Source organism: Mesorhizobium sp. M0292, assembly GCF_040321695.1.
GTDB lineage: Bacteria > Pseudomonadota > Alphaproteobacteria > Rhizobiales > Rhizobiaceae > Mesorhizobium.
In genome coordinates this window covers 249,639-269,480 of sequence record NZ_JAMYSB010000003.1, presented here as the reverse complement: position 1 = coordinate 269,480, position 19,842 = coordinate 249,639, and the positions used below count along the sequence as shown (strand labels likewise).

The window sequence follows — 19,842 nt, the reverse complement described above, 5'->3', positions numbered from 1 at the left end:
GATCCATCGCCGACGGTTGCGCTGCCCCTCACCTGCCTGCCGGCATCCTCTCCCCGTATAGTGACGGGGAGAGGGGCGCTGTCACCAGCGATTTCGCAAATCGCAAACGTTGCAGAAATGGCGCCGAGTTTGCGACCAGCCGCTTTCTCCCCGTCACTATACGGGGAGAAATGTCCGGCAGGACAATGAGGGGCAGCGCCGACGGCAGGTAATTGTGACTAATCTCCTGAAGCCCGCGGGTCTTGCCGCCGCGCCAAAGACTGCAACAAGGACCAACTGATGGACATGCTTGACGAAGCGAAACCAAAGGCCGACGCCGACATCCGCGTCGGCCGGCGCGTGCGGGCGCTGCGGCTGGAGCGCAATTTGTCGTTGGCCGAGCTGGCAGCAAAAGCCGGCGTCTCCATCGGTGCGCTGAGCCAGATCGAGCGCGGCCTGTCTTCGCTGCGCGTCAAGGTGATCTGGCCGCTTGCGGCCGCGCTCGACATCGAGCCTTCGGCGCTGATCACCGACGGCAACGAAGCCGCCAACGATCTCTATTGCGTGCGCGCCGACAAAAGGCGGCAGCTCCCGGTCAAGTCGGAAGGCATCGCCAAGGCGCTGCTGTCGCCGCCGGGCGCGACTCTGACCGGCCTCTTGGTGACCGTGGAAGCCGATGGCGGCACGGCGGAAGCCTATGCGCATATCGGTCACGAGTTCGGCTATGTCCTGTCGGGCGAGGTCGAACTGGTGGTGGACTCGACAAAATACGTGCTGAAGAGCGGCGACTCCTTTGCCTTCAAGAGCACGCTTCTGCACGCCTTCCGCAATCCCGGCACCGAGCCTTGCCAGATCCTCTGGGTCAACACCACCAAGCCGTCCGAGGTTCGCGATGGCGCCTGATGCGCTGGTACGCCTGGACACGGTCTCGAAGGTTTTCCCCGGCGGCATTGTCGGGCTCGACGCCGTCGATCTCGACATTATCAGCGGCGAGTTCATCACCCTGCTCGGGCCCTCGGGCTGCGGCAAGACCACCAGCCTGCGCGTCATTGCCGGTTTCGAGAGCCCGTCGAGCGGCAAGGTGCTGCTCGATGGTCGCGACATCACCGCGCTCAGGCCGTTCGACCGTCCCGTCAACACCGTGTTCCAGGATTATGCGCTGTTCCCGCATATGAACGTCGCCGAGAATGTCGGCTTCGGCCTGTCGCTGCGCAAACTGTCCGGCGCCGAGCAGGCAAAGCGCGTCCGCGAAGCCCTCGACATGGTCGGCCTCGCCGACAAGCTCGGCGCCCGCGTTTCCGAACTGTCGGGTGGCCAGCGCCAGCGCGTCGCGCTCGCCCGAGCCATAGTCTGCGAGCCGCGCGTTCTGTTGCTCGATGAACCGCTGTCGGCGCTCGATGCGCATCTGCGCGAACAGATGCAGGTCGAACTGAAGCGGCTGCAGTCGCGGCTCGGCACCACCTTCGTCATGGTCACCCACGACCAGACCGAAGCGCTATCGATCTCCGACCGCATCGTCGTCATGAACAAGGGCCGCATCGAGCAGATCGCGCCGCCGGCTACGCTTTACGACCGGCCGGCGACGAAATTCGTCGCAAGCTTCATCGGCACCATGAACCTCTTGCAATCGCGCTTCATCGGCCGCGACGGCGACCGCCTGCGCTTCGCCGCTGGCGGGCTTTCGCTGGAAGCAACATCTGAAACCGGCGACACACCCGGCGAAGGCACTGAGCGCACCATCGGCGTTCGCCCCGAGGACTTGCTGGCCACCACCGATGCCGCCGCCGGCACCGCGCCGGCGCGCGTCAACTCCATCGTCTTCCACGGCCGCACGCTGCGGCTGCATGCTGAGCTGGGGCAGGGATTGCCGGTGGTGATCGATGCGCCGCGCCAGGCCGAGGGCTTTCAATTCAGCGTCGGCGACGTGGCGCATATTAGCCTGCGCCGTGGTGCCAACTGCCCTATGCTGCCAAGCTGATCCAACCCAATCCCTTCATCGACGGTTGGATTTAACCTGCTGTGAAGATCGCCAAGGTGGAATTAAGTGTGAATTGACTCGCAAAGGAACATATTCCTACTTTGCGGGATGCCCGAACTAAGCACCCGACCGCGCCGAAATGTGCAAACCCTCTGCTTGGCGCATGAAGTCGGGCAGCTAATTCGTGTTCGATGTCGGAACTGCAACATCACTCGACACTATCTGCCTGGCGATCTCGCAAAGCTGGTTGGTGATATCCCCTTTTGGGATGTGGAGCGGCACATGCGGTGCGAGCGCTGCAAAGGTCGTGAGCTCGATGCAGGCATCATTCTGCCAAGCGCTGCTGAACGCCTTAAAATTCGCGTCAGACGTCTTGTCGAAATCCGCATGGTTCGCCGGGTAATCTGGCGAGACGACGATTGAGGAGAGCCGATTTCGGGCTAAAACAGAGACCCTTGGGCCGGGGCCTGTGGTGGGAACTTGATCTGTGTGGCTGGCTTCTCAACGATCACCAACGCGTCGTTGGGCGCCGTCCGCTGCAAACGCCGTGCTTCCGACCATGGCGCCGTCAGCCAAGCCTCGGTTTCCTCCGGCGTGGTGAGGATCACGGGCATAGCCTTCTCATGTATCGGCGCAATGAGAGCATTAGGCTTGGTGGTCATGAAGGCGTATAGCTCGAAGTCGCCGGGACCGTCCTTGACCTTTCGCACGCCCTGCCAAGACGTCCAGAAACCAGCGAAGAAGAACAGCGGCCGGCTCTCGCCACGGGCAAACCAGTAATTTCGCTGGATTCCTGTTTCCGGGTCTTTATCGTTCGCCGCAGGGCTGGGCTCGGCAAAGCTGGTCACCGGCACGACACATCTGTGCTCGACGCCCACATATTGCTGCCAGTGCGAATATTGCGGATTGCGAACGTTGGTGGTGCCGTAGTCGGCCTTACCTTTCATGCGCTCGGGCGGCGTTGGCAAACCCCAAAGCAGTTTCGCCAGTTCACGCTCCCCATCCGTCCTGTTGCGAACGACAAGCCCAGGTTGATTGGGATAGACATCAAGCGAAGGTTCGAGGTTGCCGCTGATATCGCGCAATGTGCGGGTCCATTGGCGGACCGCCTCTTGCGTCGTCGTGATGTTGTAGAGGTTGCACATGCACCCAGCATTGCGGAATTGGCTTTTGTCTGCAACCGAAGTCGCTGTCCGACGCCGCCGCAATCGTCGTCACATAGCCGCGCTATATCATCGTCCTGACACACCTTGTCAGCTGTCGTGCGGGTAAAGGTGGCGGGCCGGCAAGCGCTTCCCTACTTCAAACCAGTCTGAACAGGAGGAACACACATGACCATCGCGGATGTTGCCAAGGATTTCACTGAAATGCTCCAGCAGGGGGATCACCTGGGTGCTGGTGAAAAGCACAATGCCGATGATATCGTCAGCCTCGAAGCCATGGAGGGGCCGATGGCCATCGCCCGTGGCAAGGAGGCTCTCAGGCAAAAGGGCGAATGGTGGCAAGAGAACCACGAAGTCCATGGCGGCTCTGTCGAAGGCCCCTATGTCAACGGCGACCAGTTCGCGGTGCGCTTCAAGTTCGACATAACGCCCAAGGCCACCGGCGAACGGGTCACCATGGACGAGGTTGGCCTGTACACGGTCAAGAACGGCAAGATCACAGAAGAGCGCTTCTACTACTGAGCCCGGGTGCCGTCGGGTTCCGGCGCGCTTCGCTGCACGACCCAAAAACCAGGCGGCCGGGACAAAGTCCTGGCCGCAGTGGGAAAAGCTCAAATGGTCTTCACATACTGCGCCAACTGATCGGCCACCGTGCCCCAGCCGTCGAAGAACCCCATCTCTTCATGATTGTTGCGGGTAGCCTGGTCGCGATGGATGGCCGTTGCCGTGTAGCGCGTGCCCTTGTCGTCCGACTGAAGCGAAATGACTGCGGTGATGAAGGGCTCGCCCGAGGGCCGATAGCCCGGCAGCAGCGCATCGGTCCACACCAGCCGCTCGTTCGGCACGATCTCGAGATAGCAGCAATGGCGGTCGTTGACCTCCTTGCCGTCGGGCGATTGCATGCGCGTCCGGAACAGTCCGCCCGGACGAAGGTCGATCTCGCAATCGGTGATCAGCCAGGGCTTGGGCGTGAACCATTGCTTGACATGCTCCGGCACCGTCATCGCGCTCCACAAGAGTTCGCGCGGCGCGTCGAGCTTGCGCTCCAGAGTCAGGTCCAGTCTGGGGTCGGGCTTGAAGGGATAGCTCACTTTTCTTGCTCCTTGAGGCTCATCACATAGGCGTCGAATTGATCGAGTCGGCGCTCCCACAGCGTGCGCTGTTCGGCCAGCCAGTTTTCGGCGAGCTGCAGCGGTTCGGGCGCCAGCTGATAGGTCCTGGTGCGGCCGATTTTTTCCGATCGCACCAGACCGCAGCCTTCCAGCACTTTCAGATGCTCGATGAAGGAAGGCAGCGCCATCTCGAAAGGCTGCGCCAACTCGCTGACCGAGGCGGGACTGCGGTTCAGCCGCTCGACCACGCGCCGCCGCGTCGGGTCAGCCAGCGCGCGGAAGATGCCGTCGATCTGCGGGAGACTTGTAGTTGGGGCGAGGAGGCTTGGCATGGGCGATCCTGAGGTCTGTCGACGCGGTGCGGGCAGGTACTTAGGAAATTTCCTTAGTATTGGCAACCTCTAAAAAAGCGCCGCTAGCGATTGGGAAGCTGGCAAAGCGGGGAGGGCGGTTTTAGGCTGTCTGAGGATTCGACTGTCAGTCAAGGGAAGCGCGTTTTGACGATCACCATGTACGGCATCACCACCTGCGACACGATCAGGAAGGCGCGCACCTGGCTGGAGGGCCATGCTGTGCCCTACCGCTTTCACGACTACCGGGCCGAGGGGATAGAGGCGGGCAGACTGGACGGGTGGGTCGGCAAGGTTGGCTGGGAAAAGCTGCTCAACAAGGGCAGCACGACCTTCCGCGAACTGCCCGACAAGCACAAGCAAGGGCTCGACGAGAAGAAGGCCAGGAAGCTGATGCTGGCCAACCCGACGATGATCAAGCGCCCGGTGCTCGAGGTCGGGGATGAGATTTTGGTGGGGTTCAAGCCGGAGGCTTATGAAGGGGTGGTGAAGTAGCGTAGCCTTGCCTCGTCAGCCTATGGCGTAGCAAGGAGCGAAGCGACGCAGCGCAGACCCGAGGATGACGAACGCGTGGAGGGCGATCGCTAATTGTGAAGGCTTTCGCTTGCGGCGTATGCAGCGGTTCGCTGTCTCTCAACCCGGCCAGCGCAAATACCCCGCCAACGCCACCGCATTGTTATGCGCCTCGTCATGCGCGCCATAAAGCAGCGTCACCTTGGCCTTGCCGAGCAGGCCACGCAGTTTCGCCACCGCTTCTCTATTCCCATCCAGCTCGACCGAATACCGCACCTGAAACTCCGCCCATCGCGCCGGCTCATGTCCGAACCACCTCCGCAATTCATCGCTCGGCGCGATCTCCTTCAGCCACAGCGTCAGCGCGGCATCCTCCTTGCTGATGCCGCGCGGCCAGATGCGATCGACCAGCACCCGCTGCCCGTCATCGGGCGCGGGTGCTTCGTAAATTCGCTTGACCGTCAGGTCGAAGGCCATCCGCCCCCTTTACGCCCACTCGCCCTTGCGCATCACCGGCACGCGGCGGCCATCCTTATGCACGCCGTCTATGTCGATCTTGTCCGAGCCGATCATCCAGTCGATGTGGATAAAACTCTTGTTGCCGCCGCGCTGGGCGATTTCGTCCTGGCTGAGCGAGGCGCCGTCGACGAAGCATTTTGAATAGCACTGCCCGAGCGCGATGTGGCAGGCGGCGTTCTCGTCGAACAGCGTGTTGAAGAACAGCAGGCCGCTGGCCGAGATCGGCGAGGAATGCGGCACCAGCGCCACCTCGCCGAGCCGGCGCGAACCCTCGTCGGTGTCGAGCACTTTCTTCAGCACGTCCTCGCCCTTCGAAGCCTTGGCTTCGACGATCCTGCCCTCTTCGAAACGCACCGAGATATCGTCGATCAGCGTGCCTTGGTAGGACAGCGGCTTGGTCGAGGATACATGGCCGGAGACGCGCCGTGCATGCGGCGTGGTGAAGACCTCCTCGGTCGGGATGTTCGGATTGCAGGTGACGCCGTTCTTGGCGGTCGAGGCGCCGCCCATCCATTCATGGCCATCGGCCAGCCCGACGGTCAGGTCGGTGCCCGGGCCGCTGAAATGCAGATCATGGAAATTGTGCTCGTTCAGCCACTTTGTGCGGCCGCGCAGCGCTGCATTGTGCGCCGTCCAGTTTGCGATCGGGTCTTCCACATCGATCCGTGATGCCGAAAAGATCGCATCGGCAAGCTTGACCACGGCGACATCGTCGGCATCGCCGGGGAAGACCTGCTTGGCCCAGGCGAGATCCGGGTAGGCGACGATGTTCCAGTTGATGTCGAAGCCGGTGATCTTTTCCAGCGCCGGCTGGTAGGCCATCGAGTTCGCCTTGTTGGCGCGCGCCACTTTCGCCGGGTCCTGCGCCGACAACAGCGACGGGTCCTCGCCGCGCACGGCAAGCCGGGCCGCATTGTTGGAAAAGGCCTTCGCCATGCCTTCATACATCCAGCCGGCGGCGCGGTCGAAGCCGGCATCCGCCCCGTAGCGGAAGCGCGCCAGCGTGATCTCGTCATCGTTGAAGATCGGCGTTACCAGCCCGGCGCCCGCCTTGTAAGCGTGCTCGACGATGCGCCTGGTCAGCGGCAGGGCTGCGATCGACGAGGTCAGCACCAGATCCTGCCCCGGCTGCAATTGCAGCCCGACCTTGATGGCGACTTCCGCCAGCCTGTCGAGCTTCACCGGGTCGATCGTTGCGGAAACGCCGCGCGAATGTGTGGTCATGATCCTGCCTGTCTTGGTCTTGGGGGTGAAGCTTCCAACATAGATCGGCGCGGCTGTGCTTTCCAGCACTGTCGCGACGGACAGCCCTAGGCAGCGCTTTCCAGCGCGCTGAACTGCGCCACGGTCGCCGCGATTTCCTCGCGGATCCAGATCTTGAAATCGCGCACCTTGCGGCTTTCGGTCTTGGTCGCCGAGGTTACCAGCCAGTAGCCGAGGCCGCTCTGCGCCCGCACGCCGAAAGGCGCGACGAGGCGGCCGTCGGCCAGCGCGTCGGCGGCCAGCAATTGCCAGCCGAGCATGACGCCATGGCCGGCGATTGCCGATTCCAGGCACAGCATCGGGTCGGTGAAGCGCGCGCCCTTGCGGAAGCTGACCGGCTCGGCCCCGGCAGCCTTGAACCAGCTCTCCCAGTTGATCATCGCCCGTTCGTCGGTGATGGCGCAGGTCTGCGCCAGGTCTTCGATCGACTTCAGCTTTTTGGCGATCACCGGCGCGCAGACCGGAAAGACTTCCTGCGTCAACAAAAGTTCCGCCCGGCCGCCCGGCCATTTGCCATCGCCAAGCCGGATGGCGATGTCGATGTCGGAGCGCTCGAGATCGGCCAGCCGCACCGAGGCGTCGATGCGCAGCAGCACGTTGGGATGGCGGTCAAAATGCCGCGACAATCGCGGCAGCAGCCATTTCGAGGCGAAGGCCGGCGCCACCGAAACCACCAGCGTGCATTGGCTTGCCTCGTCGGCCAGCGCCACCGCCTGCGCCAGCTCGCGAAAACCGGCGCCCAGCCGGGCGGAAAAAACCGTGCCGAACTCGGTCAGCACCAGCCCGCTCGCCGTTCGTTCGAACAGCGCCTGTCCAAGCTGCTTTTCGGTGCGGTTGATCTGCTGGCTGACGGCGCTGACGGAGACGTTGAGCTCGCCGGCAGCGGCCGCCAGCGAGCCGAGGCGGGCGACGGTTTCGACGGCGCGCAAGCCGTTGAGATGGACGCGGTTCAGCATAGCCATTCCAGTTTTTCTAAACCGGGGCGGCCCAAATCTCAATTGAAAGACGGCGGAATAGCGCAGATTTTAGCGGGACAGTCAGACCGGCGAGTGGGCCGAGGAGGCAAGGATGGTGACGATCTTATCATTGCTCAAGATCTTTGCGGCTGTTGGCGCGCGGCAAGGCCCGCGCCATGACGGCGACGCCGTCAATTGGGTGATCGATCCCGTGTCGCATCCGGTGTTCGACACCATGTCTGAGCGCGAGCTTGGCGACATGCCGTTCCGGCTGACGGCGCGCCGCACCGCCTACGAGACCGGCGCAATCGGCTGTGGTTGAGATTCTTAGACATTAGTCGCGAGCCTACTGGCCCAACACAAAGCGGATTGTTTCGGCGGCCGCCAAATCTATTGTGCGCTGCAATGAACGCCGCTCCATCACCCTTGCGCCTTGCTCTCGCCGGCATGATCGCCATGGCCGTCGCCATGGGCATTGGCCGTTTCGTCTACACGCCGATCCTGCCCGGAATGATGGAAGAACTGCATCTGTCGCCGGCCGATGCCGGCTGGATCGCGTCGGCCAATTATCTCGGCTACCTCGTCGGCGCGCTTGCGGCGGCAGGCGGCTGGGCGCATGGGCGCGAGCGCCTGCTGATGTTTGGCGGCCTTGCCGCCAGTGCTGCGCTCGCCGCCCTGATGGGGCTGAGCGAGACGATGACCGCCTTTGTCGTCCTCCGCTTCCTTGCCGGTCTCGCCAGCGCGTTCGTCATGGTGTTCATGGCCTCGATCGTCTTTGGGCATTTGGCTGCCGACAACAGAAGCGACCTGCAGGCGCTGCATTTCGGCGGCGTCGGCCTCGGCATCGCGGCATCCTCGGCACTGATGGCGGTTCTGGTCACCGAACATGCCGGCTGGGCATCGGGCTGGCTGTGGTCGGCAGCGATTTCCGCCGGCGGCCTTGCGCTGGTCGCCATGCTCGCCGGCGGCACGGCACCCGCCGGTGGCGTGGCCGGCCGCGAACCGGCGCTGCCGAAGCACCGGTCGCTGATGAAAGTCATCGTTGCCTACGGCCTGTTCGGCTTTGGCTATGTGGTGACGGCGACCTTCCTGGTCGCCATCGTGCGCCAGGGCGGCGGCGGCCGCGTCTTCGAGGCAAGCGTCTGGATGGTCACCGGCCTTGCCGGCTTTCCCTCGGTCTGGCTGTGGCAGAAGGTAGCGGCACGGATCGGGCTTTATACCGCCTATGCCGTGGGCTGCCTGGTCGAGGTGGTCGGCGTCACCGCCAGCGTCGCCATCGGCGGCACCGCCGGGCCGCTGCTGGCGGGCGTCCTGCTCGGCGGCACCTTCATCGCCATAACAGCACTCGGCCTGCAGACGGCAAGGCTGCTTGTCCCGCAGGCGCCGCGCCGGATTTTTGCGCTGATGACCGCTTCCTTCGGCATCGGCCAGATCGTCGGCCCTGTCGTCGCCGGCCTGCTGGCGCAAGCCTCGGGCAACTTCTTCCTCGCTTCGATCGTCGCTGCTGCGGTCTTGCTGGTCTCGGCAGGCATCACCTGGTCGGCCGCGCCAAAATCGCCATGATTGTGGTCTTGCTCGATGCCGGGCATCGGGCACGGGCATTTGCTTTCCACCTAATGTGTGACTTTATGCCCGCTGAACCCGCTGATTTGCGCATCGACCGAGGAATTCGCCACAGTGTTCGTATCCTTCTTCCCGCAGCCGAAGCTGTTTTTCACCTCGGTCGCCATCTGGAGCCTTGCGGCAATTCTGTTCTGGTTCTTTGGAGGTGAGCAGTTGGGGGCCGTGTTCGGCATGCCGCCGGCTGCCGCCGACGCGCCGCCCATCATCGGCATCGCCATCCTCGTGTCGAAGCCATTTCTTTGGTTCTATCTCTATTTCGCGTTTTGCGTTCTGGTTTTCTATGCGTTCTGGAGCTGGTATTCGCCGCACCCCTGGCAGCGCTGGTCGATCCTGATGACGGCGGTCATACTGTTCTTCATCTATTTCAATGTGCAGGTCAGCGTCGCCGTCAACGCTTGGTACGGCCCTTTCTTTGACTACGTGCAGGGGCTGATGTCCGGCACCGGAAAGTCAACCAACGGCGAATTCTACATCGGATTGGCCGACTTTTCCTGGCTCGCGCTGGTTGGCATGAATGTGCAGGTGGTCAATGCCTTCATCGTCAGCCACTGGATCTTCCGTTGGCGCACGGCGATGAACAATTATTTCGTCGAGAACTGGGGCAGACTTCGCCATATCGAGGGCGCCTCGCAGCGTATCCAGGAAGACACGATGCGCTTCTCGCAGATCATGGAGGATCTAGGCGCTACCTTCGTCCAGTCGATCATGACCTTGATTGCGTTTCTGCCGGTGATGATCCAATTGCAGGCCCACATCACTGAGCTGCCGATTGTCGGCGCGATCCGCCAGCCATTGGTGGTCGCGGCACTGGCGTGGTGTCTGTTCGGAACGATCTCGGTCATGGTCGCCGGCCTGAAACTTCCAGGACTACAGTTCCGCAATCAGCGCGTTGAAGCCGCTTACCGCAAGGAACTGGTCTACGGCGAGGATCATGAGGACAGGGCCCAGCCAGCCACCACTGCCGAACTGTTCGCGAATGTTCGTCACAATTATTTCAGGCTCTATTTCCACTACATCTATTTCAACGTTGTCCGTTACACCTACTTGCAGGCCGACAACATTTTCTCGCTGTTGATCCTGGGGCCGTCACTGGTTGCGCACAAGATCACGTTCGGCGCGCTCAACCAGATCTCGAATGCCTTCGGTAAGGTGACGGGATCACTGCAGTTTCTGCTCACCTCCTGGTCGACCATCGTCGAGCTCCAATCGGTTCACAAACGCCTGCGCGCCTTCGAAGCGACGCTGCAAGGCGAGCCGCTGCCAGCCATCGATCAGCGCTATATCGAACGGCATGGTGCCGAAGATCCGGCCTAAGACCGAGGTTGGAAGATCAAATGGCGGTTGGCGGCTCAGCCGCCCACCGCCGCCTGCCTCTCGCTACCACGTTGCCGCTGCACATAATCGCGAAAACTGATGCATTCGACGTCGGCTTTCACGCACGTCTCGTCGGCAAAGCGCTCCAGCGCGTTCCAGTAGGCGCCGTCATTCATCAGCGTGAAATGGAAGCTCAGCACCAGCGGGATGCGCTTGCCCTGATATTGCTTGTCGAAGGCGGCGCGAAAGGCCTGGTAGGTCCGATCGCTGAACTCGGCTGCCTGGCTCGGCCGCTCGAAACCACCGGAATGCCTGATATAAAGATTGTAGTCCATGGCGATCACCGGCCTGCCGCTCCGGCCTTCCGGGATCTGCGGCAGCGAAAAGCGAGTGAGGCCGCCGTCGGTCGGCACCTCGACCGGGCCATTCGAAACGCCGCTGGCGTCATAGTGGTAGCCTGCTTCAGCCAGGGCCTCGTAGAGCCCTTTGCCGGTCGAGAGGTAGGGTGCGCGAAAGCCGACAACCGCATGGGCGATAGCGTGCCAGCCTGCCGGCTCGGGCGCTATGCCGTTGATCGTATAGGCGTTCTCCAGAATGCGCCCGAACGAGGCGAATTCCTTCAGCCAGTCGGCCTTGCTCCAGTCCTTGCCGTCGAAATGGCCGCAGCCATGGCTGGCAATGTCATGGCCCTCCGCAGCGGCAAGCCCGATCTGGTCGAGTCGGTCCGCGACTTCCTGCTTCGAGACGGCAAAGCCGATGTTGGATTTGCCCGCGGACCTGGCCGGCGCGGTGTATTCGGCGCGTGTCTGCTGCGACAGCAGGAACACGCAGGATAGGAAGTAGGTAAAATGCGCGCCGGTGCGCTTGGCCAGTGCCCGGCTGCGCTGCCATTGCGAAATCTCACGGGCGCTGTCGAACGAGATGATGACGATTTGCTTCGGCTTTGCCGGGGATGGCGCCGCCGGCGGGTCGGCGTAAGCAACGCCCGCCGTGGCAAGCACAGCGGTGGAAAATGCGACAACGCGGGACAAACGTGGCATCGGCAATCTGGGCTTGATCTGGAGGCAGTCAAAGCCGGCTATCGGCAAAATGTGGCGTGGGTGCGATCAAAGTCGGCAGCTATGCGCCCGGCGATTAGCCGATTTTCCTGCCCAGCCCCTTCCATGCCCGCGAAATTTCGCTAAAACGCGGGCTCAAGAAGCGCCCCTGTTGGGGCAGCAATGGTTTTGATTGATGTCCGACGACAGTTTTATCCGCGAAGTCAACGACGAGATGCGCCGCGAAAAGGCGCAGGCGCTGTGGGATCGTTTCGGTCCGGCGCTGCTTGGCCTTGCTATCCTGGTGGTGCTCGGCACCGCTGCCTTCGTCGGCTACCGCTATTGGGATGAGACCCGCGCCAACCGCTCGGGCGATGCCTTCTCGCAGGCGCTGAAGCTTGCCAATGACGGCAAGAGCGACGAGGCGCTGACAGCGCTCGAACAGCTGGAAAAGGATGGCTACGGCGCCTATCCGCTGCTCGCCCGTATGCGCGCCGCAACCGTCAAGGCCGACAAGGGCGACTTTGCCGCCGCCGTTACGGATTTCGATGGCGTCGCCGCCGACACCGCCATTCCGCAGGGCATTCGCGACATGGCGCGCCTGCGGGCCGCCCTGCTGCTCGTCGACCACGGCTCCTTCGCCGACGTGTCCAGCCGCGTCGAGGCGCTGACCGCCGACAATAACACGCTGCGCCACACGGCGCGCGAAGCGCTCGGCCTTGCCGCCTGGAAAGAAGGCAAGACCCAGGATGCGCTGAAACTGTTCGACCAGATCGCCGCCGATGACGGCGCGCCGCGCAACGCGCGCCAGCGGGCGACGCTGATGTCCGAACTGATCCGCGGCTCGGGCGCGTCATGATACGCATCACCCAAAGCCTGCCCTCGGGCCTGACCCAAGGGCGCGCTGCGGTTTGGGCGATGATATGGATAGCCGGATGAGCTTCAAAGTCGCCATTATCGGCCGGCCTAACGTCGGCAAATCGACGCTTTTCAACCGGTTGGTCGGAAGGAAGCTGGCGCTTGTCGACGACACGCCGGGCGTCACCCGCGACCGTCGCGTCCACGCGGCCAAACTCTACGATTTGCATTTCGATGTCATCGACACCGCCGGCTTCGAGGACGCCGCCGCTTCGACGCTGCCCGGCCGCATGCGCGCGCAGACCGAGATCGCCATCCGCGAGGCCGACCTGATCTTCTTCACCATCGACGCCAAGTCCGGCCTGCTGCCCGACGACCGGACCTTTGCCGAAATCGTGCGCAAGTCCGGCAAGCCGGTCGTGCTGGTCGCCAACAAGGCCGAGGCCAAGGGCGCCCAGGGCGGCATGCTGGAAGCCTGGGAACTGGGCTTGGGCGAGCCGATCCCAGTCTCGGCCGAGCATGGCCAGGGCATGCCCGATCTGCGCGACGCGGTGATCAAGGCGCTGGGCAAAGACCGCGCCTTCGGCGAGGAAGAAGACGAGGCCGAGGACGTCGCCGCCAGCGAGGTGCTGATCGGCGAGGACATCACCGATCCCGACGCCGAACCCGCCTATGACGACACCAAGCCGATGCGCATCGCCGTCGTCGGCCGGCCCAATGCCGGCAAGTCGACGCTGATCAACGCGTTGATCGGCGAGGAGCGGCTGCTGACCGGCCCGGAAGCCGGCATCACCCGCGATTCCATCTCCGTCGACTGGGACTGGCATGGCCGCCGGCTAAAACTGTTCGACACTGCCGGCATGCGCCGCAAGGCCAGGATCCACGAGAAGCTGGAAGTGATGTCGGTGCAGGACGGCTTGCGCGCCATCCGCTTTGCCGAGATCGTCATCATCGTGCTCGACGCCACCATCCCGTTCGAGAAGCAGGATCTGCAGATCGCCGACCTGATCATCCGCGAAGGCAGGGCGCCGGTCATCGCCTTCAACAAATGGGACCTGATCGACAATCCGCAGGAACTGCTGACGGAACTGCGCGAAAAGACCACACGGCTTTTGCCGCAGGTGCGCGGCATCCAGGCGGTGACGGTTTCGGCCGAGACCGGCCGCAGCCTCGACAAGCTGATGGATGCCGTCATCAAGACGCACAAGGTGTGGAACAGCCGCGTTTCCACCGGCAAGCTCAACCGTTGGCTGGAAAGCATTCTGGCGCATCACCCGCCACCCGCCGTCGCCGGCCGCCGGCTCAAGGTCAAATATGTCACCCAGGCCAAGACCCGGCCGCCGGGTTTCGTCGTCCAGTGCTCGCGGCCCGACGCGATGCCGCAATCCTACGTGCGCTACCTCTCCAACAGCCTGCGCGAAGCCTTCGACATGCCCGGCGTGCCGATCCGGATAGCGCTGCGGACTTCGGACAACCCGTTCGCGGGGAGAGCGAACAAGCGCAAGTGAGCGATGACGGTTGCGGAATTCTCCGCAAGATTGGCGGGACAGCACCCCCCTCTGCCCTGCCGGGCATCTCCCCCGCAAGGGGGGAGATCAGTCGTTTCGTCTTTGGAGCCTCTCTTGCAACGTTGAAAATTGGCGAAAGCATTCGCGAGATCCAATCTCCCCCCTTGCGGGGGAGATGTCCGGCAGGACAGAGGGGGGTGTGACGGAACGCTACGCTGGACAGCCGCTTCCGTCTAAGCGACCTCTCTCAACCGCTCGTCCTGCGGCAGCGCCGCCACCGCCGCGTGCCACAATATATCCGCCAGCCGCGCCGCCACCGGGTCCAGTTCGGCGTCTTTCTGGTGCAGCACCAGCGCCATGGTCGGCAGCGCGGGTAAGCCCAGCGTTTGCGGCGCCATCGCCCTGACATTGGCCGGCAGGCCGATATCGGTGCGGATCGTCAGGCCGAGGCCGGCGGCGACCGCCGCCCAGATGCCGCCAAGGCTGGGGCTGGAGAAGGCCATCCGCCATGGCAGGCCGGCGCGGTCGAGCGTTTCCGTCGTCACTGTGCGCAGCAGGCATGGCGCTTCCAGCGCCACCAGCGGCAGTGCCTCGCCCTCGCGCAGCCTGGTCTCGATCAGCTTTGCCGGCCCGATCCAGCGCAATTGCGCGTCGCCGACATGCCGGCTGTAAGGCAGCGCCTGGCCGCTGTCCCAGGCCAGCGCAATGTCGAGATTGCCTGATGTGATCCGCTCGGCGAGTTCATAGTTGCGCCCGATCCGCGCCTCGATCTTGACCTTGGGGTGCGCGCGGGCGAAGCGTCCGAGCACCTCCGGCAGCACCGCCTCGCCGAAATCCTCCTGCAGGCCGAGCCTGACCCAGCCTTCCAGTTCCACGTCGTGGATGGCCGAGGCCGCCTCGTCGTTCAACTCGAGCAGCCGCCTGGCATAGCCGAGCATGGTTTCGCCGGCTTCGGTCAACGCCAGTCCGCGGCCCGACTTGCGGAAGATCGGCGTCGCCGCCTGGTCCTCCAGCTTCTTCAGTTGCGCGCTCACCGCCGAGGTCGAGCGTCCAAGCCGGTCGGCGGCCTTGGCGAAGCTGCCGAGTTCCATGCCGGTGACGAAGCTTCGGAGGACATCGAGGTCGAAGGTTACGCGGCGCATCACAACGATCCTGTTTTTCGGGAACAATTGTCAAAAACTTCCCGATATCCGGGATGAAGTTATGGCGGTAAAGACGAGGCGTCAAGGTCCCGAAAGGGCATCAACAGGAGTCCCGCCATGTCGATTGCCGACGCAAATTGTGAGCCAGGCCGGGTTGGCCGAGCCGCCGCCGTCACGTCGAAGGTTGAACGATTTCGCGCCAATCATCGCTGGAAGGTGCTTGGCATTGGCGTTGCCGCCAATGCCAGTTTCTCCGCCACCTTCGCCGGCATACCGGCGGCGGCGGTGTTTCTGCGGTCGGGCTATCACTTGAGCAATGGCAATCTCGGTCTGGTCCTCGGCCTCCTCGGACTGGGCGTCGCCTTGAGCGAACTGCCCTGGGGTCTGCTCACCGACCGCTGGGGAGATCGCGGCGTGCTGTTGACCGGCCTTGGTGCGACCGCGGCGTGGCTCGCCCTGATGGCGTTGTTCATCGTGCCCTCAGTGACCTATGTGCCTGGCGTCGCAATGCTGGCCGCATGCCTTCTGGTCGCCGGCCTGCTCGGCGGCAGCGTCAACGGTTCCAGCGGCCGCGCCATCATGGCCTGGTTCCACGAAGGCGAACGTGGCTTTGCCATGAGCATCAGGCAGACTGCGGTGCCGCTCGGCGGCGGGCTCGGCGCGCTGGTCCTGCCGTCGCTGGCATCGGTGCACGGTTTCGCGGCGGTCTTCGGGCTGCTGGCCGCCATGAACGCCGTCTCTGCGCTGTTTGCCTGGCGATGGCTGCACCAGCCGCCGGAACTGGACAATGCCGGCAGCATGGCCATGGCAAAGTCGGGCGGTCCGGCGCCGCTGCGCAATGTCGAGGTCTGGCGCATCGCCACCGCCATCGGCCTGCTCTGCTTTCCGCAAGTGGCGGTGCTCACCTTCGCCTCCGTCTTCCTGCACGATTTCGCCGGCATGGCCACGCTCACGATCAGCGCCAGCCTTGCCGCGGTGCAGACCGGCGCGATGGTGATGCGCGTCTGGAGCGGCCGCTACACCGACCGCCACGGCAACCGCCGCTCATTCCTGCGGCTCTGCAGCGTGACGAGCGCGTTTGGCTTCGCGGCCGTCGGCCTGCTGGTCCTGGCGGCAGGAGCCACGCCAGACGCCCATGCCGCGTTGATCCCGGCGATCGCCGTGCTGCTGGTCCTTGCCGGCATTTCGGTCTCCGCCTGGCATGGCGTCGCCTACACCGAACTCGCCACGCTTGCCGGCGCCAGCCGCGCCGGAACCGCGCTCGGTCTTGCCAACAGCTTCGTCTTCATCGCCTTCTTCGTGGTGCCGACCGCCATTCCGGCTTTGCTGCTTGTCTGGTCGTGGCCTGGCGTCTGGCTGGTGGGCGCGCTCTGCGCCTTGATTGCATGGCCAATTTTCCTGCGGCCGAACTGACGGGTTGCCGCCGGCAAGCGGCGTCCCATTTCGGGCCGCTTCGGAACAACACGATCGACCGCGTTAACCCCGCATCAAGGTTAATGCTTCACTTTGGCTCTCCAGTGGCTCAGTTGCGTTTCTGGAGAGTTCCCCGTGCATCGACGTGTCCTGAAGCGGCTGGCCGCCGCCGCCGGTGAGAAAAAACGTTCCTTCGTATCGCCATTGGTCATCGGGCTCGGCATCTGGATCGGCTTTCCGACCGTCGTCGCCTACCAGGACATGGGCAGCTTGATTTCCGGCCTCGAAGCTTCGGGCACCCGCTGGAACTCTTATGTCGAGCGCTCCGTCGCCGGCTCGGTTCATGCCGCCGAAATGCCTTTCATCGATTCCGTCACCACCGGTTCGCTCTCGGGCTCGGGCGTGCGCCTGCCCGGCGTCGGCAAGGTCTCTTTTCGCGGCAAGGGCAATGTCGCCGGCATCACGCCCGACGAGGACCGCATCATGCGCGCCGACAAGAAGGGCCGCATCATCCAGGTCTCGCCGGTGGCGCCGCCGAAGAACTTCAATGCCGGCTCGATCTTTCAGCGCACGTCCTCGCTGCTGCGGCCGAGCATGGACAGCGGCCTGAAGCTCGCCTTCGCCAAGCCCGGCATCAAGGGCAAGGAAATCCAGATCGCCCAGGCCTTCCACACCAATGTGGACAAGAAGCCCGATCCCGGCGTGCCGGCCATGCTTGCCGCCCTCGTCAACAATGACAGACCGGACGTGCTGGCCACCGCCTATGCCCAGGCCGAACCAGATTACGCCAAGGCCTCGCCCTTCGAAGCGCTGCTGCAGGACGAGGAGCCGAGCAGCGGGCGCTTCATTCCGCCGATGGCCAAGGGCGATCATTCGTGGATCCAGAACCCGCTGCCGGCCAGCGTCTTCTCCACGAAGGAGCAGGCCTGCCTTGCCAACGGCATCTATTTCGAGGCGCGCGGCGAATCCGTGCGCGGCCAGGCCGCCGTCGCGCAGGTCATTCTCAACCGAGTCCGCAATCCGGCCTATCCGAACTCGATTTGCGGCGTCGTCTACCAGAACGACAACTGGCTGAACCGCTGCCAGTTCTCCTTCGCCTGCGACGGCCGCAAGAAGCGCATCGAGAGCCCCGCCCACTACAAGACCGCGCAGGACGTCGCGATGGCGGTCACCGCCGGCAAGATCTTCATTCCCGAAGTCGGCTCATCGACCCATTACTACGCCAACTATGTCCATCCAGGCTGGGCGCGCACGATGCAGAAGATGACCAAGATCGGCCTGCATATCTTCTACCGCACGTATGGCGGCGGCTGGAGCTGAGCCCTTCGGCTTGCCTGTCCCAAACGAACCGCAAAGGCCCTGGAAGCCGAAATCGGACAGCGGTCGCCGGACGGATTCGGGGCATGTGCCGACCCGATAGTGCCGGGCACGATGTCGCACCTCGCCAAGTGGTTGATTCCAATAGAAAAAATACATGGCTTTGAAGTCCCGCCCGTGGCTTGACGGGCGCAAACCCTCTAACTATGTTGCCGGCGACTTTAGAAGCGGACGGACGGTGACGGTCTGACCGGGCAGGGGGGTTACGATGGCCGACAAGAACGGGCCAGACGGAACCGGAGAAACCGGCCGCGGCAGCAAGCACGAGGCCGACATCCGCGACGAAGATCTCGAACGCCGCCGGCGTGAGCTTGGAGCATCGCTTGCGACAAGACGGCCGGATCAGCTCGAGGGGAATGACGGCGCGAAGGCGACGGCCGGATATGGCCAGGCGCTCAAGCTGTCCAGCGAGTTCATCGCCGGGATAGTGGTGGGTGTGGGCCTTGGCTGGTTTCTGGATCGCGTGGCGGGAACCTCGCCATGGGGTCTGGTCGTCGGCTTGTTGCTGGGCTTTGGCGCCGGCGTGCTCAATGTCCTGCGTTCGTCAGGTGTTGTGGCGGAATTCGGAAAAAGCGAGAAGTCGCGCGATCCGAAACAATGAAATGGCGCGCCGCTAATGGCGCACAAGGACACTTAAGGCCGCTCGCGGTTTTGACGGGGATGTAAATGGCTGCTGACAAGGTCGATCCGATCCACCAGTTCCATATCGTCAAGCTGATTCCGATCAATATCGGCGGCTATGACCTGTCCTTCACCAATTCGGCTCTGTTCATGGTCGCGACCGTGCTCGTCGCATCGGCGTTTCTGTACCTCTCGACCTCCAGCCGCAGCCTTGTTCCCGGGCGCCTGCAGTCGGTTTCGGAAATGGGCTACGAGTTCGTCTCCAACATGCTGCGCGACGCCGCCGGAACGCAGGGCATGAAGTTCTTCCCCTTCGTGTTCTCGTTGTTCATGTTCGTACTGGTCGCCAACCTGCTTGGCCTTTTCCCGTACTTCTTCACCGTCACCAGCCACATCATCGTCACCTTCGGCCTCGCAGCCCTGGTGATCGGAACCGTCGTTGTCTACGGCTTCACGAAGCACGGTCTGGGTTTCCTCAAGCTCTTCGTGCCGCATGGCGTTCCGGTGTTCCTGCTGCCACTGGTGGTGCTGATCGAAGTGATCTCCTTCGTGTCGCGCCCGGTCAGCCTCTCGGTTCGTCTGTTCGCCAACATGCTGGCCGGCCACATCACACTGAAGGTGTTTTCGGGCTTCGTCGTCAGCCTGAGCGCGCTCGGCGCCGTCGGCGTTGCCGGTTCGGTGTTGCCGCTGGCCATGGCAGTCGCGCTGACCGCGCTGGAATTGCTGGTCGCTTTCCTGCAGGCCTACGTCTTTGCGGTGCTGACCTGCATGTATCTGAACGACGCCCTGCATCCCGGGCACTGACCTAGAATTTCCGGCATCTTTCGCCGGATGGAATTGCAACGAATTACAGATCCAAAGGAGTTTAAAATGGACGCAGAAGCAGCAAAGTACATCGGCGCCGGTATCGCTTGCCTGGGCATGGGCGGCGCGGGCATTGGCCTCGGCAACATCTTCGGCAGCTACCTGGCGGGCGCCCTGCGCAATCCGTCGGCCGCCGATGGCCAGTTCGGCCGCCTGATTTTCGGCTTCGCCGTGACCGAAGCTCTGGGCATTTTCTCGCTTCTCATCGCGCTTCTCGCCCTGTTCGGCTGAGCCCCTGTTCGGCCAATATCG

The 19,842-nt window shown here is 63.3% G+C and carries 22 protein-coding genes; 14 read left to right on the top strand and 8 right to left on the bottom strand.

Annotated elements, in window-relative coordinates; translation table 11 throughout:
- Window positions 1-279 precede the first annotated feature (279 nt).
- Together NKI96_RS06265 and NKI96_RS06260 are read left to right on the top strand one after the other, a co-directional pair.
- The gene (locus tag NKI96_RS06265; protein ID WP_352803358.1) at window positions 280-882 is read left to right on the top strand and encodes a helix-turn-helix domain-containing protein; all 603 of its coding nucleotides are present in this window, start codon (window positions 280-282) and stop codon (window positions 880-882) included.
- On the top strand, window positions 872-1,957 hold the full coding sequence (locus NKI96_RS06260) for an ABC transporter ATP-binding protein (RefSeq protein WP_023687090.1): 1,086 nt from the start codon (window positions 872-874) through the stop codon (window positions 1,955-1,957). Before NKI96_RS06265 ends, NKI96_RS06260 begins: the two co-directional genes overlap by 11 nt.
- Window positions 1,958-2,397: 440 nt before the next feature.
- On the opposite strand, the gene NKI96_RS06255 is transcribed toward NKI96_RS06260, so the two are convergent.
- Window positions 2,398-3,102, bottom strand: coding sequence for an SOS response-associated peptidase (locus tag NKI96_RS06255; protein WP_023684394.1), 705 nt, complete (start codon window positions 3,100-3,102; stop codon window positions 2,398-2,400).
- A gap of 186 nt (window positions 3,103-3,288) precedes the next feature.
- Between NKI96_RS06255 and NKI96_RS06250 the strand changes: the two genes are divergently transcribed.
- Window positions 3,289-3,642 carry a SnoaL-like domain-containing protein gene (locus tag NKI96_RS06250; protein WP_352803357.1) on the top strand — a complete coding sequence of 118 codons (354 nt, stop codon included), beginning with the start codon at window positions 3,289-3,291 and terminating at the stop codon, window positions 3,640-3,642.
- Window positions 3,643-3,731: 89 nt separating this feature from the next.
- Here NKI96_RS06250 and NKI96_RS06245 read toward each other — a convergent pair whose 3' ends face one another.
- Complete coding sequence (locus tag NKI96_RS06245) at window positions 3,732-4,211, bottom strand: SRPBCC family protein (RefSeq protein WP_023716130.1); 480 nt, start codon at window positions 4,209-4,211, stop codon at window positions 3,732-3,734.
- Window positions 4,208-4,564: an ArsR/SmtB family transcription factor gene (locus NKI96_RS06240; RefSeq protein WP_352511581.1), complete on the bottom strand. Its 357-nt coding sequence runs from the start codon at window positions 4,562-4,564 to the stop codon at window positions 4,208-4,210. Before NKI96_RS06240 ends, NKI96_RS06245 begins: the two co-directional genes overlap by 4 nt.
- Window positions 4,565-4,729: 165 nt before the next feature.
- Between NKI96_RS06240 and NKI96_RS06235 the strand changes: the two genes are divergently transcribed.
- On the top strand, window positions 4,730-5,077 hold the full coding sequence (locus NKI96_RS06235) for an ArsC family reductase (RefSeq protein WP_352803355.1): 348 nt from the start codon (window positions 4,730-4,732) through the stop codon (window positions 5,075-5,077).
- 138 nt (window positions 5,078-5,215) lie between these two features.
- Here NKI96_RS06235 and NKI96_RS06230 read toward each other — a convergent pair whose 3' ends face one another.
- The 3 genes from NKI96_RS06230 to NKI96_RS06220 form a co-directional block, all read right to left on the bottom strand.
- Window positions 5,216-5,572, bottom strand: coding sequence for a DUF488 domain-containing protein (locus NKI96_RS06230; RefSeq protein ID WP_352803353.1), 357 nt, complete (start codon window positions 5,570-5,572; stop codon window positions 5,216-5,218).
- Between the two features lie 9 nt (window positions 5,573-5,581).
- Complete coding sequence (locus NKI96_RS06225) at window positions 5,582-6,838, bottom strand: aminopeptidase (RefSeq protein WP_352803351.1); 1,257 nt, start codon at window positions 6,836-6,838, stop codon at window positions 5,582-5,584.
- Between the two features lie 86 nt (window positions 6,839-6,924).
- Window positions 6,925-7,839 carry a LysR substrate-binding domain-containing protein gene (locus NKI96_RS06220; RefSeq protein WP_352519959.1) on the bottom strand — a complete coding sequence of 305 codons (915 nt, stop codon included), beginning with the start codon at window positions 7,837-7,839 and terminating at the stop codon, window positions 6,925-6,927.
- Between the two features lie 106 nt (window positions 7,840-7,945).
- On the opposite strand from NKI96_RS06220, the gene NKI96_RS06215 reads away from it, so the two are divergent.
- The 3 genes from NKI96_RS06215 (at window position 7,946) to sbmA (ending at window position 10,770) form a co-directional block, all read left to right on the top strand.
- Entirely contained in the window at window positions 7,946-8,155 is a 210-nt protein-coding gene (locus tag NKI96_RS06215) for a hypothetical protein (RefSeq protein ID WP_352803348.1), read from the top strand.
- Between the two features lie 83 nt (window positions 8,156-8,238).
- Window positions 8,239-9,396 carry a YbfB/YjiJ family MFS transporter gene (locus NKI96_RS06210; protein WP_352803345.1) on the top strand — a complete coding sequence of 386 codons (1,158 nt, stop codon included), beginning with the start codon at window positions 8,239-8,241 and terminating at the stop codon, window positions 9,394-9,396.
- A gap of 114 nt (window positions 9,397-9,510) precedes the next feature.
- A complete protein-coding gene (sbmA, locus tag NKI96_RS06205) occupies window positions 9,511-10,770 on the top strand; it encodes a peptide antibiotic transporter SbmA (RefSeq protein WP_352803343.1) in 1,260 nt (419 codons plus the stop codon).
- A 35-nt stretch (window positions 10,771-10,805) separates the two neighbouring features.
- Here sbmA and NKI96_RS06200 read toward each other — a convergent pair whose 3' ends face one another.
- Complete coding sequence (locus tag NKI96_RS06200; RefSeq protein WP_352803341.1) at window positions 10,806-11,810, bottom strand: polysaccharide deacetylase family protein; 1,005 nt, start codon at window positions 11,808-11,810, stop codon at window positions 10,806-10,808.
- Between the two features lie 193 nt (window positions 11,811-12,003).
- On the opposite strand from NKI96_RS06200, the gene NKI96_RS06195 reads away from it, so the two are divergent.
- Together NKI96_RS06195 and der are read left to right on the top strand one after the other, a co-directional pair.
- Window positions 12,004-12,666 carry a tetratricopeptide repeat protein gene (locus NKI96_RS06195; protein WP_023701475.1) on the top strand — a complete coding sequence of 221 codons (663 nt, stop codon included), beginning with the start codon at window positions 12,004-12,006 and terminating at the stop codon, window positions 12,664-12,666.
- 76 nt (window positions 12,667-12,742) lie between these two features.
- Window positions 12,743-14,173, top strand: coding sequence for a ribosome biogenesis GTPase Der (gene der / locus NKI96_RS06190; protein ID WP_023821009.1), 1,431 nt, complete (start codon window positions 12,743-12,745; stop codon window positions 14,171-14,173).
- Window positions 14,174-14,406: 233 nt separating this feature from the next.
- On the opposite strand, the gene NKI96_RS06185 is transcribed toward der, so the two are convergent.
- The gene (locus NKI96_RS06185; protein ID WP_352803338.1) at window positions 14,407-15,315 is read right to left on the bottom strand and encodes a LysR substrate-binding domain-containing protein; all 909 of its coding nucleotides are present in this window, start codon (window positions 15,313-15,315) and stop codon (window positions 14,407-14,409) included.
- A 117-nt stretch (window positions 15,316-15,432) separates the two neighbouring features.
- Here NKI96_RS06185 and NKI96_RS06180 point away from each other — a divergent pair, with 117 nt between their 5' ends.
- The 5 genes from NKI96_RS06180 to NKI96_RS06160 all read left to right on the top strand — a co-directional run bounded on the left by NKI96_RS06180 (window position 15,433) and on the right by NKI96_RS06160 (window position 19,821).
- On the top strand, window positions 15,433-16,728 hold the full coding sequence (locus NKI96_RS06180) for an MFS transporter (RefSeq protein WP_352803335.1): 1,296 nt from the start codon (window positions 15,433-15,435) through the stop codon (window positions 16,726-16,728).
- Between the two features lie 135 nt (window positions 16,729-16,863).
- Window positions 16,864-18,048: a cell wall hydrolase gene (locus NKI96_RS06175; RefSeq protein WP_023668487.1), complete on the top strand. Its 1,185-nt coding sequence runs from the start codon at window positions 16,864-16,866 to the stop codon at window positions 18,046-18,048.
- 265 nt (window positions 18,049-18,313) lie between these two features.
- A complete protein-coding gene (locus NKI96_RS06170; protein ID WP_352803332.1) occupies window positions 18,314-18,706 on the top strand; it encodes an AtpZ/AtpI family protein in 393 nt (130 codons plus the stop codon).
- Between the two features lie 65 nt (window positions 18,707-18,771).
- Window positions 18,772-19,530 (top strand): F0F1 ATP synthase subunit A, encoded by a 759-nt coding sequence (locus tag NKI96_RS06165; protein WP_023745505.1) that lies wholly within the window; start codon window positions 18,772-18,774, stop codon window positions 19,528-19,530.
- A gap of 66 nt (window positions 19,531-19,596) precedes the next feature.
- Complete coding sequence (locus NKI96_RS06160; protein ID WP_006206606.1) at window positions 19,597-19,821, top strand: F0F1 ATP synthase subunit C; 225 nt, start codon at window positions 19,597-19,599, stop codon at window positions 19,819-19,821.
- Window positions 19,822-19,842 lie beyond the last annotated feature (21 nt).

Bases quoted from the DNA above. Each gene is read 5' to 3' on its own strand.
- der (WP_023821009.1), top strand. From the start codon at position 12,743: ATGAGCTTCAAAGTCGCCATTATCGGCCGGCCTAACGTCGGCAAATCG.
- NKI96_RS06250 (WP_352803357.1), top strand. From the start codon at position 3,289: ATGACCATCGCGGATGTTGCCAAGGATTTCACTGAAATGCTCCAGCAG.
- NKI96_RS06230 (WP_352803353.1), bottom strand. From the start codon at position 5,572: ATGGCCTTCGACCTGACGGTCAAGCGAATTTACGAAGCACCCGCGCCC.
- NKI96_RS06170 (WP_352803332.1), top strand. From the start codon at position 18,314: ATGGCCGACAAGAACGGGCCAGACGGAACCGGAGAAACCGGCCGCGGC.
- NKI96_RS06195 (WP_023701475.1), top strand. From the start codon at position 12,004: ATGTCCGACGACAGTTTTATCCGCGAAGTCAACGACGAGATGCGCCGC.
- NKI96_RS06165 (WP_023745505.1), top strand. From the start codon at position 18,772: ATGGCTGCTGACAAGGTCGATCCGATCCACCAGTTCCATATCGTCAAG.
- NKI96_RS06180 (WP_352803335.1), top strand. From the start codon at position 15,433: ATGTCGATTGCCGACGCAAATTGTGAGCCAGGCCGGGTTGGCCGAGCC.
- NKI96_RS06200 (WP_352803341.1), bottom strand. From the start codon at position 11,810: ATGCCACGTTTGTCCCGCGTTGTCGCATTTTCCACCGCTGTGCTTGCC.
- NKI96_RS06265 (WP_352803358.1), top strand. From the start codon at position 280: ATGGACATGCTTGACGAAGCGAAACCAAAGGCCGACGCCGACATCCGC.
- NKI96_RS06255 (WP_023684394.1), bottom strand. From the start codon at position 3,102: ATGTGCAACCTCTACAACATCACGACGACGCAAGAGGCGGTCCGCCAA.
- NKI96_RS06185 (WP_352803338.1), bottom strand. From the start codon at position 15,315: ATGCGCCGCGTAACCTTCGACCTCGATGTCCTCCGAAGCTTCGTCACC.
- NKI96_RS06215 (WP_352803348.1), top strand. From the start codon at position 7,946: ATGGTGACGATCTTATCATTGCTCAAGATCTTTGCGGCTGTTGGCGCG.
- NKI96_RS06220 (WP_352519959.1), bottom strand. From the start codon at position 7,839: ATGGCTATGCTGAACCGCGTCCATCTCAACGGCTTGCGCGCCGTCGAA.
- NKI96_RS06260 (WP_023687090.1), top strand. From the start codon at position 872: ATGGCGCCTGATGCGCTGGTACGCCTGGACACGGTCTCGAAGGTTTTC.
- NKI96_RS06210 (WP_352803345.1), top strand. From the start codon at position 8,239: ATGAACGCCGCTCCATCACCCTTGCGCCTTGCTCTCGCCGGCATGATC.
- NKI96_RS06225 (WP_352803351.1), bottom strand. From the start codon at position 6,838: ATGACCACACATTCGCGCGGCGTTTCCGCAACGATCGACCCGGTGAAG.
- NKI96_RS06160 (WP_006206606.1), top strand. From the start codon at position 19,597: ATGGACGCAGAAGCAGCAAAGTACATCGGCGCCGGTATCGCTTGCCTG.
- NKI96_RS06240 (WP_352511581.1), bottom strand. From the start codon at position 4,564: ATGCCAAGCCTCCTCGCCCCAACTACAAGTCTCCCGCAGATCGACGGC.